Raw genomic sequence first — 14,335 nt, 5'->3', positions numbered from 1 at the left:
TGCGCGAACGGCCCATCTTTCTGCGCATGACCCCGCCCTATGCGGAGCTCGCGGTCACCACGAATTTCTCGTTCCTGCGCGGAGCCTCGCATCCGCAGGAAATGGTGGCGCAGGGTGCCGAATTCGGGTTCCACGCCATCGGCATCGCCGACCGCAACACGCTGTCGGGCGTGGTGCGCGGCCATGCCGAGGCCAAGCGCCGGAAGAAAGCGGGCGAAGCGACGGTCCGGTATCTGCCGGGCGTCCGTCTCGTCACCGAGGAAGGTTTTGAGGCGGTCGCCTACCCGATGGACCGGGATGCCTATGGCCGGCTCTGCCGGTTGCTCACGGATGGCAACCGCCGTTCGGAGAAGGGCGAATGCCGGTTCGGCATCGCAGAGGTGCTCGCGGCGGCAAGGGGCCAGATCTTCATCGCCATTTCTCCGGAGGATTTTCTGCCTCCCGAGGATTTTCTGCCTTCGGAAAACGGCTCGCCGCCGGACATGGCGGACGAGGCCTTCGCCCGTCACCTCGCCGATCTGGCGGAGGCGGCGCCGGGCCGCGTCTTCCTCGGTGTCAGCCACCGCTACCGTGGCGACGAGCGCCGCCGCCTCGGCCGGCTGGCCGGGTTCGGGAAACGCCTCGGCGCGCCGATGGTGGCGGTGTCGGATGCGCTCTACCACCATCCCGACCGGCGCCCCCTGCAGGATGTCGCCACCTGCATCCGCGAGGGTTGCACCCTGGTCGAGGCCGGCTACCGGCTGGAGGCCAATGCCGAGCGCCACCTGAAGCCACCGGAGGAGATGGCCCGGCTCTTCGCGGACCACCCGGAGGCGATCGCGCGCAGTGTCGAGATCGCGCAAGCCTGCGAGTTCTCGCTGGAGGAGCTGAAATACGAGTATCCCGACGAGACCGTCCCCCCCGGCAGGACGGCCCAGGGGCATCTCGAATACCTGACCCGGCAACGGGCGGAGCTACGCTACCCGGACGGTATCCCGGAGACGGTCGAGACGGCCCTCGCCCACGAATTCGACCTGATCCGCCAGCTCGATTACGCCCGCTACTTCCTCACCATCCACGACATCGTCGAATTCGCCCGGAACCGGGGAATCCTGTGCCAGGGCCGCGGCTCGGCGGCCAATTCCGTGGTCTGCTACTGCCTCGGCATCACCTCGGTGGACCCGACCAAGATCCGGCTGCTCTTCGCCCGCTTCATTTCCGAAAGCCGCGACGAACCGCCCGATATCGACGTCGATTTCGAGCATGAGCGCCGTGAGGAGGTGATCCAGCACCTCTACGATCGCTACGGGCGGGAGCGCGCGGCCATCTGCGCGACGGTGATCCATTACCGGCCCCGCAGCGCGATCCGCGAGGTCGGCAAGGTGCTGGGCCTCACCCCCGACATCACCGGCATGATGGCCGACACGGTATGGGGCTCATGGGGCGACGGTCTGCCCGACCAGCATATCGCGCAAGCCGGGCTCGACCCCGCCAACCCGGCGATCCGGCAGGCGGTGGACCTCGCGATCCAGCTCATCGGCTTCCCGCGCCACCTGTCCCAGCATGTGGGCGGCTTCGTGCTGACGCGGGGGCGTCTCGACGAGACCGTGCCGATCGGCAATGCGGCGATGCCGGACCGCACCTTCATCGAATGGGACAAGGACGACATCGACACGATCGGCCTTCTCAAGGTCGACGTGCTGGCGCTCGGCATGCTGACCTGTCTCAAGCGCGGCCTCGACTTCCTGCGCGAGGATTTCGGCGTCGCCTACGAGACCCTGGCCGACATCCCGCCGGAGCAGCCGGACGTCTACGCGATGCTCTCGAAGGCCGATTCCGTCGGCGTGTTCCAGGTCGAGAGCCGGGCGCAGATGTCGATGCTGCCGCGCCTGAAGCCGAAGGAATTCTACGATCTGGTGGTGCAGGTCGCCATCGTGCGCCCCGGCCCGATCCAGGGCGACATGGTCCATCCCTACCTGAAGCGCCGCTCGGGCGAGGAACCTGTCGTCTTCCCATCCCCCTCCCCCGACCATGGGCCGAAGAACGAACTCGAAGAGGTATTGAAGCGGACCTTCGGCGTGCCGCTGTTCCAGGAACACGCCATGCAGATCGCGATCACGGCGGCCGGATTCACGCCGTCTGAAGCCGACGGCTTGCGCCGGGCCATGGCGACCTTCCGGCACAACGGGCTGATCGTGAATTTCAGGACCAAGTTCATCGAGGGCATGGTCGGGCGCGGCTATCCGCGCGATTTCGCCGAGCGCTGCTTCAAGCAGATCGAGGGATTCTCAACTTATGGCTTTCCCGAGAGCCACGCGGCGAGCTTCGCCCTGCTGGTCTACGCCTCGGCCTGGATGAAATGCCGGCACCCGGACGTTTTCCTGGCCGCGATCCTGAACTCGCAGCCCATGGGATTCTACCAGCCGGCCCAGCTGGTGCGGGATGCCCGCGCCCATGGGGTCGAGGTGCGCGGGCCCGACGTCAACGCCAGCGAATGGGACTGCACTCTGGAACCGGCCTCGGAGCAGCGTGGGCCGGAGCGCCGCTTCGCCGTCCGCATCGGCCTGCGGCAGGTGAGCGGCCTGCCGAAAGCCGCCATGGCCCGGCTCGTGGCCCTGCGCGGCAACGGCTATGCCAGCGTCGAGGGCCTCCAGGCCGCCCTGACCCTTCCCCGCAACGCCCTCGAGCGCCTGGCGGAAGCGGATGCCTTCCGCTCCCTCGACCTCGACCGCCGCGCCGCGCTCTGGGCTGTGCGGGCCCTCGAAGGAACGTCGATGCGGGCCAGCGCCGGGCGGGGCGTCCCCACCGACCGGCGCACCCATCTCCTCGATGCGCCGATGCCGCTCTTCGCCTTCCATGCCGACGATGGGCTGTTCCGGGCCGAGCCCGCGGTGGAGCTGCCCGCCATGGCACTCTCCGAGCATGTGGCGGAGGATTACGTCTCCACCGGCCTCTCGCTCAAAGGCCATCCGGTGGCGTTCTTCCGGGCGCGCCTCGCCCGCATCGGCGCGATCCCGGCGGCGGCCCACCACGACCCTTCATGGGCGCAGAATGCCCGCGTCACGGTGGCGGGCCTCGTCCTCACCCGGCAGCGCCCCGGCACCGCCAAAGGCGTAGTGTTCCTGACGCTGGAGGACGAGACCGGCATCTGCAACGTCATCGTCTGGAAGAAGGTGTTCGACGCCAACCGGCGCATCGCCATGAGCGCGCGCTTCCTTGCCGTGCGCGGCCGCATCCAGCGCTCAGGGCTGGTGGTCCATCTCCTGGCCGAGCAGTTTCGCGACCTGACGGAGGAATTGCGGACCCTACGGGAGGGCGGCCTCCCCCTCCCCCCTGAGACGACGGATTTCGGGGCCCCGCCCGACCGGCGCGTCTACCGCAGCCGGGATTTCCATTGAGGGGCGGTGCACATCCCCTCTCCCCGCTGGCGGCTACCGGATTCGCCCATCTGCTTTTGCAGGCAGAGCGCGTCCCTCTCCCCCTTGTGGGGAGAGGTCAGGAGTGGGGGTGGCTCCGCCAGCCTCCGTAAGCTGAGGGTCACCCCACCACCCCCACCTCCAACTCCTCCCCACAAGCTCGACGGATCTTGAGCAGGCACGAGATCCGCTGGGGAGGAGGGCTTGCCCCCTCAGGGCCGAAGCAGGACCTTGCCCACGGCTTCGCGGCGCTTGAGGATGCCGAGCGCGTTCTCGTACTCACTCATCGGATAGGTGCCGTGGATCTTGGCTTTAAGCCGTCCTTCCGCCACCCAGGCCAACAATTGCTCCTGGTTCGCCCGGTGAGCCTCGGGCTCGCGCTCCACGAACACGCCCCAATGCACGCCCTGGATATCGATGCCCTTCAGGAGGGCGAGGTTCAGGGGGATGCGTGGGATATCGCCGGCCGCGAATCCGACGACGAGGTAGCGTCCCTTCCAGCCGAGCGAGCGTAGCGCAGGCTCGGCGTATTCGCCGCCGATCGGATCGTAGATCACATCGACGCCCCGTCCCTCGGTGAGCTTCTTCAACCCCTCGCGCAGATTGTCCGCGCTGTAATCGAGGCTCATCTCGGCGCCGTGCGCCTGCGCCACCGCGAGTTTCTCAGGCGAGGAGGCGCAGGCGATCACCTTGACCCCCATGATCACGCCGAGTTCCACCGCGGCGAGACCGACGCCGCCCGAGGCACCGAGGACCGCCAAGGTCTCGCCGGGCTGGAGCCGCGCGCGATCCCGCAGGGCGTGGAGCGAGGTGCCATAGGTGATGGTGAGGCCGGCTGCCTGCTCGTCGCTCACCCCATCGGGGACGGCGGTGAGATGCCGGGTGCCCACCGCGATGCGCGCGGCGCAGGTTCCGTAGGTGCGGTGGACGATGACCCGGTCCCCGACCCCGAACCCCTCGACGCCCTGCCCCAGGGCCTCGATGATTCCCACGGCCTCACCGCCGGGTGAAAACGGCAGATCGGGCTTCACCTGGTAGCGCCCTGCGATGATGAGCGTATCGAAGAAGTTCAGTGCCGCCAGCGTCACCCGCACCACGGCCTCACCGGGTCCGGGCATTGGATCCGGCAAGTCGGCGATCGCGAGATCCTCGGGGCCGCCGAGCCTGGTGCAGAGCAAAGCCTTCATGCCGATCCTCCCTTGAGCCGCAGCGCCTTTTGCTTGAGCGCGCTTGCACCGATTGGCGGCAGCAGCGCAAGCGTTCGTCGTCAGCGGCGCTCGTAGAGCCCGGTTCAGGCCGGACGCGAGGCCGCGACCATGTAGTTCACCGCGGTGTCGCGGGCGGGCCGCCAACTCCCGTCGAGGGGATTGAACACGACGCCGGTCGTATCGGTGACGGCGAGGCCGCCGCGCGCGATGGCGCGGGACAATTCCTCCGGCTTCACGAACTTGTTCCAGTCATGGGTTCCGCGCGGCAGCCAGCCGAGAACGTATTCCGCTCCGACGATGGCCAGCGCGAAGGAGCGCATCGTGCGGTTGAGGGTGGCGGCGAACAGGAGACCGCCCGGTTTCACCGCCTGGCAGGCACTCGCGACGAAGGCCGGCATGTCGACCACGTGCTCCACCACCTCCATGATCAGGACGACGTCGAAAAGCTCGCCCGCCGCCACCACTTCTTCGATGGTCTGCGAGCGGTAATCCACCGTCACGCCCTCGGCCTCCGCATGGGATCGCGCCACGGCGATGTTGGTGGGGGCCGGATCGAGCCCGGTGACGCTGGCGCCGAGCCGCGCCAGGGGCTCGGACAGGACGCCGCCGCCGCAGCCGACATCGACGATGGTCAGCCCCTTCAGCGGATAGGGCGCGCGCGGGTCTCGGCCGAAGGTTCTGCAGATCGCGTCGCGGATATAGGCGAGACGCACCGGGTTGAAACGGTGAAGCACCTTCATCGGCCCGTCCTCGGCCCACCAGGTCGCGGCGATCCCTTCGAAGCGCGCGACTTCCTCGGCGTCGATGGAAGAGGGTGCCGCTGGATTCATTCGCCTGACCTTCCGACTCGGATGCGGGCCATCCCGCCCGCATGCCCGATTGTTGACACGTCCGAAGGGCCCTTGTACCCGCCCAGGCACCGGCCGGTATAGCGGCGGGACACGACTGCGGCGATTGCCGCCGGCGTCGTGCCCGCAGCGGGCGGCCAGCCTGAAATGGATCGACGCGGACCCGACATGCCCCGTTTGGTGATGAAGTTCGGCGGCACATCGGTGGCGACCGTGGACCGTATCCGCAACGTGGCGCTCCACGTGGCGCGCGAGATCGAGGCCGGCTACGACGTCGCCGTCGTGGTCTCGGCCATGTCCGGCAAGACCAACGAACTCGTGGCCTGGGTCAAGGACGCCAACCCGCTCTACGACGAGGCGGAATACGACGCCATCGTCGCATCGGGCGAGCTCGTCACCGCTGGTCTCCTCGCCGCGGCGCTTCAGAAGAACGGGATCAAGGCCCGGTCCTGGCAGGGCTGGCAGATCCCAATCGAGACCTCGGACGCCCACGGCTCGGCCCGTATCACCGCCATCGATCCCAAGAATCTCAAGGCTGGCTTCCAACGCGGCGAAGTCGCCGTGATCGCCGGCTTCCAGGGTATCCATACCGAGACCGGCCGCGTGACGACGCTCGGCCGCGGCGGCTCGGATACCAGCGCGGTCGCCATCGCCGCCGCCATCGGCGCGGAGCGCTGCGACATCTATACCGACGTCGACGGCGTCTACACCACCGACCCGCGCGTGGTGCAGAAGGCCAAGCGCATGGAACGCGTGACCTTCGAAGAGATGCTGGAGATGGCCTCTCTCGGGGCCAAGGTGCTCCAGGTCCGCTCCGTCGAGCTCGCCATGGTCCATCGCGTGCCGACCACGGTGCGCTCCAGCTTCGACCCACCCGACAACGCCCGCACAGGCACCCTCATCTGCGACGAGGACGACATCGTGGAACAGCAGATCATCACCGGGATCGCCTTCTCGAAGGACGAGGCGCAGATCACCCTTCGCCGCGTCAAGGACAGCCCCGGGATCGCGGCCGCGATCTTCGGACCGCTGGCGGATGCCAACATCAACGTCGACATGATCATCCAGACCGTGTCCGGCGACCAGTCGACCACCGACATGACCTTCACGGTGCCCTCGGCCGATTACGACCGCGCCCGCACGATTCTCGATGCCCAGAGCGGCATCATCGAGTTCGCCCAGATCGAGGGCGCCACCGATGTCGTCAAGGTTTCGGCCATCGGCGTTGGCATGCGCAGCCATGCGGGTGTCGCCGCCAAGGCATTCAGGGCCCTGGCGCAGAAGGGAATCAACATCCGCGCGATCACCACATCGGAGATCAAGTTCTCGGTCCTGATCGACGCGGCCTATACGGAGCTTGCCGTGCGTACGCTCCACTCGCTATACGGCCTCGATCAGGCTTGAGCGCCTGCCCTCTCCGCCGCGCATGAAACTTGCGCGTGCGGAACCGGGGACTGAATTCGGATCGAGGAGACCATGCCTGCTGCGCCCGGAGGACCGCGCCTGCTGCTGCGCCGCCTCCGCGAAGCGATGGCGGAGCCGGTCAGTCCACAAGCTCGCCTCGACCGCATTGTCACCCTCATCGCGGCGAACGTCATCGCCGAGGTCTGCTCGGTCTATGTCCTGAGCGATGACAACACCCTCGAACTGTTTGCCACCGAGGGACTGAACCGTTCGGCCGTCCACCTGACCCGGATGCGGGCCGATGAAGGCCTCGTCGGCCTCATCGCCAAGACCGCCGAGCCGCTCTCGCTCTCGGACGCCCAGTCCCACCCCGCCTTCTCGTATCGCCCAGAGACCGGGGAAGAGGCCTATCACGCCTTCCTCGGCGTGCCGCTGCTGCGGGCCGGGAACACGCTCGGCGTCCTCGTGGTGCAGAACCTCACTTACCGGGTCTATTCGGAGGAAGAGATCGAGGCGCTCCAGACGACGGCGATGGTGCTGTCCGAGATGATCGCTTCGGGTGAATTGCAATCCCTGGCCCCAGGTGCGGGCTCGGCCGCGCGCCGCGCCGTGAGCCAGCGCGGTGTCGCGCTCGCCGATGGCATCGGCCTTGGCCACGTGGTGCTGCATGAGCCGCGCATCATCGTGAAGCAGCTCATCGCCGAAAACCTGGAGCGCGAGGTCGAGCGCCTGGAGGAGGCCATCGGAGAAGTCCGCTCGGCCATCGACGACCTCGTGGAACGCGGCGACAGCATCGGCACCGGCGAATCGCGTGAGGTGCTGGAGACGGTGCGGATGTTCGCGCACGACAAGGGCTGGCTGCGCCGCATGCGCGAGGCGGTCCATTCCGGCCTGACCGCGGAAGCCGCCGTAGAGCGCGTCCAGTCGGACAACCGCGCCCGGATGATGCGTCAGAGCGATCCGTATCTGCGCGACCGCCTGCACGACCTCGACGATCTCGCCAACCGTCTTCTGCGCACGCTGATCGGCACGGAGAGCAACGGCACGCATCGCGAGCTTCCCGAAAACGCGATTCTCGTCGCCCGCTCCATGGGCCCGGCCGCCCTCCTCGACTACGATCGCGCCTCCCTGCGCGGCGTGGTGCTGGAGGAAGGTGGCCCGACGAGCCATATCGCCATCGTCGCACGGGCGCTCGGCATCCCGGCGGTGGGCGAGATCGCCAATGCCACGGCCCTCTGCGATGCGGGCGACGCCATCATCGTCGATGGTGTAACCGGCGAGATCCAGGTCCGTCCCGGGCCTGAGATCGAGGCGGCTTATGCCGAGCAGGTCCGCCTGCGCGCGCGCCGTCAGGAACAGTACCGGGCGCTTCGCGACCTCCCCGCCGTCACCAGGGACGGGGTCGCCATCGGCCTGCAGCTGAATGCCGGACTGCTGGTCGACCTCACCCATCTCCATGAGACCGGCGCGGAGGGCATCGGCCTGTTCCGCACGGAATTGCAGTTCATGGTGGCGCAGCGGATGCCCTCGGCCGCCGAGCAGCAATCGCTCTACGAGGCGGTGTTCGCCGCCACCGGCGACCTGCCCGTGACGATCCGTACCCTGGATATCGGCGGCGACAAGATCCTGCCCTACATGCCGGCCCTCGAGGAGGAAAACCCGGCTCTCGGCTGGCGCGCCATCCGCATCGGCCTCGACCGCCCCGCCCTGTTGCGGGTGCAGTTGCGCGCGCTGCTACGGGCGGCGTCCGGCCGGCCTCTCAAGATCATGTTTCCGATGGTGGCGACGGTGGACGAGTTCGTCCGCGCCAAGGCCATCGTCGACCGGGAGAAGGCGCATCTGCGCCGCCACGGCCATATCCTTCCGAGCGATTGCCGCCTCGGCGTGATGGTCGAGGTACCGTCTCTCCTCTTCCAGATCGACGAGATCGCCAAGGTCGCCGACTTCCTGTCGGTGGGCTCGAACGACCTGATGCAGTTCCTCTTCGCGGTGGACCGCGAAAACCGCCGCGTCGCCGACCGGTTCGACACGCTCAGCGTGCCGGCCCTGCGTGCGTTCCGCCTCATCGCCGAGCGCGCGGCTGCCGCCGGCTGCCCCGTCACCATCTGCGGCGAGATCGGCGGCAAGCCCTTGGAGGCGATGGCCCTGATCGGCCTCGGCTTCCGCAACCTGTCGATGTCGCCCGCCGCCATCGGCCCGGTGAAGGCCATGGTTCTCGGAATCGACGCGTCCGCCGTGGCGGCGGTGATCGATGCCGAGATGGAGCGTTCCAGCGACAGCGCTTCCCTGCGGCCGGTCCTGACGGCCTTCGCCAAGGCCCACGGCGTGCCTATCTAGCGAGCGTGACGGCGCTTACGCCGGCAGCTGAGCTTCTCGCACGTCCGTTCGACATTCCCTTTCCACAGTTGAGAGTATCCTCCGGGCGATGACCCCAATTCCTTCAGACCGTCTCGACGCCATTCTGACGCGGCATGACATCGTCACCGCCACGCTCAGCGCAGGTTCGGCCGATTCCGACAGCTTCGTCCAGCTGTCCCGGGAACTCGCCGAACTCGACGGCGTGGTGGCGGCCATCCATGCTTACCGCGCAGCCGCGACGAACCTCGCCGAAATCGAGGCTCTCATCGACGAGCCGGGGGGCGATGCCGAGATGCGTGCGCTCGCCGCCGCCGAGAAGCCCGATGCGGAAGCGGGGCTCGAGGCCGCCCACAAGGCGCTCCAGGTCATCCTGCTGCCCAAGGACGCCGCCGACGAGAAGAGCGCCATTCTCGAAATCCGTGCCGGGACCGGTGGCGACGAAGCCGCGCTCTTCGCCGGCGATCTGTTCCGGATGTACGCGAAATATGCGGATCTGAAGGGCTGGAAGGTCGATGTCATCTCCGAGAGCGAAGGCACGGTCGGCGGCTATCGCGAAGTCATAGCCGAGGTGAAGGGCAAGGGCGTCTTCGCCAAGCTGAAATTCGAGAGCGGAGCCCACCGGGTCCAGCGTGTGCCCGATACCGAGGCCCAGGGACGCATCCACACCTCCGCCGCCACCGTGGCGGTCCTGCCCGAGGCCGAGGAGGTCGATATCGTCGTCAACGATGCCGATCTGAAGATCGACACGATGCGCTCCCAGGGTGCCGGCGGCCAGCACGTCAACAAGACGGAATCGGCGATCCGCATCACCCATATGCCGAGCGGCATCGTCATTTTCGTCCAGGAAGAGCGCTCGCAGCACAAGAACCGCGCGCGCGCCATGTCGCTCCTGCGGGCCAAGCTCTACGATGCCGAACGGACGGCAAAAGATGCCGTTCGCGCAGCAGACCGCAAGTCACAGGTCGGTTCGGGAGACCGGTCGGAGCGTATCCGCACCTACAATTTCCCACAGGCGCGGGTGACCGACCACCGCATCAACCTCACCCTCTACAAACTGGAAGAGGTTCTCGCGGGTGAAGCGCTGGACGAACTCGTGGATGCCCTCATCACTGAGCACCAAGCCGAACTCATGGCCGCCGAAGGCATGGCGTGACGGAAGATGGTCTGAGTGACTCTCGCGTGACCGGGGGCGGGGCGGATGGAACGGGCATCGACCCATGGCTGTCTCGCTCGCAGGCGCTCAGCCGGATCACGGCGGCTTTCCGCGAGGCCGGGATCGATGGCGGGGCCAGCGATGCCCGATTCCTCTTCCTTCACGTCCTAGGCATCACTCAGACCGAGCTCGTCCTTTCCGACGCGGAGACTCTGGGCGAGCAGGGCGCCAAGCGGCTCGGCGAGGCAATGCAACGGCGCCTCGCGGGTGAGCCCGTCGCCCGCATCCTCGGCGAGTGGGAGTTTTGGGGTCTTCCCTTCATCCTGAACGCCGCGACCCTGGTTCCCAGGCCCGATACCGAGACGATGGTGGATGCCGCACTGTCGCTTCATGCTACCCGCGACCGGCCCCTACGCCTCCTGGATCTCGGAACCGGATCCGGCTGCATCCTCATTGCGCTCTTGAGCGAATGGACACAGGCATTCGGCGTGGGTGTCGACCGTTCGCACCAAGCGCTCGGTTGCGCCCGCAGCAACGCCCGGATGAACGGTGTCGGACGGCGTGCCGCTTTCCTTGCCGGCGATTGGTGCTCCGCTCTCGGCAAGCCGTTCGACGTCATTCTCTCGAACCCGCCCTACATCCCGAGCGCCACCATTCCGATGCTCTCCCACGAAGTTCGCTACCATGATCCCATTGGCGCCCTTGATGGCGGGGAGGATGGCTTGGCCGCCTACAGGAGGATCACCGCGGAGGTGAGCGGGGCGTCGGATGGCCGGCGCCTGCTCGCGCGGGATGGGGCCCTGGTGTTCGAGGTCGGTTACGATCAGGCGGAGGACGTCGTCCGGATCGGCCATGAGGCGGGATTCGCGCAAGGTTCGATCCGGCACGATCTGGCCGGTCACGCCCGCGTCGTCACATTATCGGGCCTTTGACCACCGGAAACCGCGAGAAGGCTCGGAAAAAAAGCTTGTTGTGGGCTTGGGGAGCCGCTAATGTCACAGTCAGGTCGCGAACGGTCCGTTAAGGCGGATCGAGGTAGAAATGTCGGCGGCGTCTAGCACGCGATGTTTTTAGACGATCTCCCCACCATCGAGCCGATACGCACGAGATTCCGTGTGGAAGCTTGATGAACTGAGTTCCAGACATCCGATCGACGCCGAGATGCGAGCGTGGGAATCGGTTGGCCGGACATACGGCGAGCACGGCACAATCGATCGCGGAACCATCGACCGGATCTTACGAGGACAGGAAAGAGCCCGAGCGGGTTCATTCTCCTTCGCTCGTAGCCCCGCCGCATCATCAGACGCTCCGATTTGAACGAGGGTCAATCGAGACCGATGAGACCAAACCAGAATAGACGGATGCGCGGTCGCAACCGCCCCAAAGGTCCCAATCCGCTGACGCGTTCCTACGAGTCCAACGGGCCGGATGTAAAAATCCGCGGGACGGCTCAGCACATCGCGGACAAATACGCCCAGCTGGCGCGTGATGCGCAAGCGAGCGGCGATCCGGTGGCGGCCGAGAATTACTTCCAGCACGGCGAGCATTATTTCCGCATCATCTCCGGTGCCCAGGAGCAGAACCGCCAGCAGAATGGCGGTTACGCCCGCAACGGCTACGATGACGACGAGGATGGCGAAGACGAGGGCCAGGGCACGAGCCAGGGCTATGCCGCCAACGGTTACGGCAACAGCTACGGCGAGGAATACGGCGATCCGGCGCAGCAGCCGCAGCCGCAGCCTCAGTCCTACGAAGCGCCACGCCAAGACTCGCGGCAGGATTCCCGGCAAGATTCCCGCCCCGATCACCGCCAGGATTCCCAGTCCGACCAGCGAAGCCCGCGGCGCGACCGCTTCCAGAATCGTAACGACCGCCCCCAACGTTTCGAGAACAATCGGGACGGTCAGCGCCAGGAGGGTGGCCGGCAGGACGGGAACCGACAAGACGGTTCGCGCCAAGACGGTTCGCGCCAAGACGGTTCGCGCTATGAGGGACACCGTAGCGACGGTGGCCGCCAGGAGTATAACCGGCAGGATTCCTTCCGTGGCGAGAATGCCCGGCAGGATAATCCGAGGCAGGACAATCCCCGGCACGAGCAGCCGCGGCAGGATTACGGCCGCCAGGATCAGCCGCGCACGGACTTCAACCGCGCTCAGAACCGCAACGACAGCTCCCGCTACGAAAGCCAGCGCAGCGAGTTCCAGGGCAACGACACCGCGCCGAAGCCGGACCAGGTGTCTCAGGACGTGTCTCGCCAGGAAGCTCCCCGGCAGGAGGCCTATCGCCAGGACAATCCTCGACAGGAGCCTGCGCTTAGAAACGAGCCTGTGAGACAGGATCCACCGCGTCAGGAAAACCAGCGCCAGGAGAGCCCGCGCCCGGAATCCTCGCGCAGTGACAGCCGGCGTTCGGAGACGGCTCCGCGCCGTTCCCGCCGCCGCGAGGAACCCGATCTTCGCGCTGAAGACGATGTCAGTGCCTTGCCGGCTTTCCTGACGGCAGCTCCTCGTCCGGCCGCTACACCGGTGGCAGAACGCTTTGTCGAACCCGCTGGCGAAGCGGAGCCGAAACGCGATCTCGCCGGAGAGGTGACGAAGGACGATTCAGCTCCGGCAGCACCGAAGCCACGTCGTCGCCGTCGTCCTCGCTTCGAGGGACCGGAAGGCTCAGAGGGCGGCAGCACGAACGCCGACGATACACCCTCCACCGTCGAATAGTTTGCAAAGGACCCGCCGCCTATTCCAGGCGCGGACAACCGGATGAAGTTTTGCAAAAGCCGCCCTCTCATGTGGGGCGGCTTTTTTCTTGCCGCAGACAAAAGTCTTGCTGCTCTTTCATCCACGCCAATCGCAATAGGCACGGACGTGATGGCGCTGCCTGCGGCGGCGTCCAATCTCTCCGAATGGCGCTATCTCCCAAATCCAGGAATGATCGGAAGGCGGTAAAGCGACGCCGTGGAGAAGATCGAACCGCTCGATGACGCGGCCGTCGCGGTCTTCTGTCAGCTCCTCGGTATCGGTGATGAGGCAGACATGTGCCCGCAGACCCGCCAAACCCCGGAGATGCGTGGCGACGATCTCGGCTCCCAACCCATGGGGAAGCGGAATGCCACGGGACTCGAACCAGTCCACGGGCAGGATCGGCAGTTGTGAGAGTAGATTGGCGGAGACGACGAGATCGACATCGTCGCTGTTGAATACGGCAAGAGGATCGGCATGCCGCTCCCCCTCCCCTCTCAGCCAGTTCGCGCATCCGCTGAGATCCACGATCTGCAGGCTGACATTCGCATGGCGGCGCGCCATCCATCGGGCTGGCCAGGGATGGATCATGTCCACCAGGATCACACGCTCGAAGCGTTCGGCCAGATACGACAAGGGTACATCGTCGAGAAGGCCCGAGCCTAGGATCACGGCGGTGCGACGGCGGACGAGATCCGCACAAGACTGCATGATAGCGGATCGGGCGGCCGCGAGGTGATCCGCCCACGCCAGACGGCAACGGCGCGAACGTGACAGCAGCCGAACGCTCTCACTCAGATATCCGAGCCTCCGCTGCGCGCGCGATGCCGGCGTCGTCAGATAGTGGATGGCCTCGATCAGCATGGATGCCTCACGGCTCGACGAGGGGCCTCATATTAGGCCAAGGATCGAGTTTGTTCGCGGAAGAACACCCATGGGAGTGGAGCTCGCTGGAACTTAAGCGCGGCTGTTACGGTTCATCGAAGTGCAAAAGCACTCCATTGATCAGGGAAGCACCGTGTCGAGCCTTATCCGTATTCTCCTTGCCATTTTTCTCCCGCCGATTGCAGTGCTTCTGACGGTTGGGATTGGCGTGCAGTTCTTCCTGAACATCCTGCTGTGCATTCTGTTCTACCTGCCTGGCTCGATTCACGCGCTTTGGGTTGTGATGCGGTCTCGGTGATTGGTGCTGGGGCGTTGGAGGTTGGGATGTGGACATGACGAAGCCCGC

General features: G+C 66.4%; 10 protein-coding genes. 7 read left to right on the top strand and 3 right to left on the bottom strand.

Translation table 11 applies throughout. The annotated features are described in order from the left end of the window. Positions 1–26 precede the first annotated feature (26 nt). Complete coding sequence (locus AC0IXR_RS24125) at positions 27–3,377, top strand: error-prone DNA polymerase (RefSeq protein WP_471762496.1); 3,351 nt, start codon at positions 27–29, stop codon at positions 3,375–3,377. A gap of 230 nt (positions 3,378–3,607) precedes the next feature. On the opposite strand, the gene AC0IXR_RS24120 is transcribed toward AC0IXR_RS24125, so the two are convergent. Continuing rightward, a complete protein-coding gene (locus tag AC0IXR_RS24120; RefSeq protein ID WP_471762473.1) occupies positions 3,608–4,582 on the bottom strand; it encodes an NADPH:quinone oxidoreductase family protein in 975 nt (324 codons plus the stop codon). Between the two features lie 104 nt (positions 4,583–4,686). Next, positions 4,687–5,433, bottom strand: coding sequence for a bifunctional 2-polyprenyl-6-hydroxyphenol methylase/3-demethylubiquinol 3-O-methyltransferase UbiG (ubiG, locus tag AC0IXR_RS24115; protein WP_471762472.1), 747 nt, complete (start codon positions 5,431–5,433; stop codon positions 4,687–4,689). A gap of 186 nt (positions 5,434–5,619) precedes the next feature. On the opposite strand from ubiG, the gene AC0IXR_RS24110 reads away from it, so the two are divergent. From AC0IXR_RS24110 to AC0IXR_RS24090, 5 genes are all read left to right on the top strand, one after another. After that, complete coding sequence (locus AC0IXR_RS24110; protein ID WP_471762471.1) at positions 5,620–6,855, top strand: aspartate kinase; 1,236 nt, start codon at positions 5,620–5,622, stop codon at positions 6,853–6,855. A 72-nt stretch (positions 6,856–6,927) separates the two neighbouring features. Beyond that, entirely contained in the window at positions 6,928–9,192 is a 2,265-nt protein-coding gene (gene ptsP, locus AC0IXR_RS24105; protein ID WP_056429002.1) for a phosphoenolpyruvate--protein phosphotransferase, read from the top strand. Between the two features lie 88 nt (positions 9,193–9,280). After that, the gene (gene prfA, locus AC0IXR_RS24100; protein ID WP_018042072.1) at positions 9,281–10,366 is read left to right on the top strand and encodes a peptide chain release factor 1; all 1,086 of its coding nucleotides are present in this window, start codon (positions 9,281–9,283) and stop codon (positions 10,364–10,366) included. Positions 10,367–10,392: 26 nt separating this feature from the next. After that, positions 10,393–11,298 (top strand): peptide chain release factor N(5)-glutamine methyltransferase, encoded by a 906-nt coding sequence (gene prmC, locus AC0IXR_RS24095; protein ID WP_471762495.1) that lies wholly within the window; start codon positions 10,393–10,395, stop codon positions 11,296–11,298. A 429-nt stretch (positions 11,299–11,727) separates the two neighbouring features. Then, positions 11,728–13,083, top strand: a complete 1,356-nt coding sequence (locus AC0IXR_RS24090; protein ID WP_471762470.1) for a DUF4167 domain-containing protein — start codon at positions 11,728–11,730, stop codon at positions 13,081–13,083. Positions 13,084–13,200: 117 nt separating this feature from the next. On the opposite strand, the gene AC0IXR_RS24085 is transcribed toward AC0IXR_RS24090, so the two are convergent. Then, complete coding sequence (locus tag AC0IXR_RS24085; protein WP_461234364.1) at positions 13,201–13,968, bottom strand: hypothetical protein; 768 nt, start codon at positions 13,966–13,968, stop codon at positions 13,201–13,203. 154 nt (positions 13,969–14,122) lie between these two features. Here AC0IXR_RS24085 and AC0IXR_RS24080 point away from each other — a divergent pair, with 154 nt between their 5' ends. After that, positions 14,123–14,287, top strand: a complete 165-nt coding sequence (locus AC0IXR_RS24080) for a YqaE/Pmp3 family membrane protein (RefSeq protein ID WP_082470365.1) — start codon at positions 14,123–14,125, stop codon at positions 14,285–14,287. Positions 14,288–14,335: the final 48 nt, after the last annotated feature.

The organism is Methylobacterium sp. AC832, from assembly GCF_979256025.1.
Note: the sequence above shows the minus strand (reverse complement) of the source record. Positions and strands in the feature narration are given on the sequence as shown.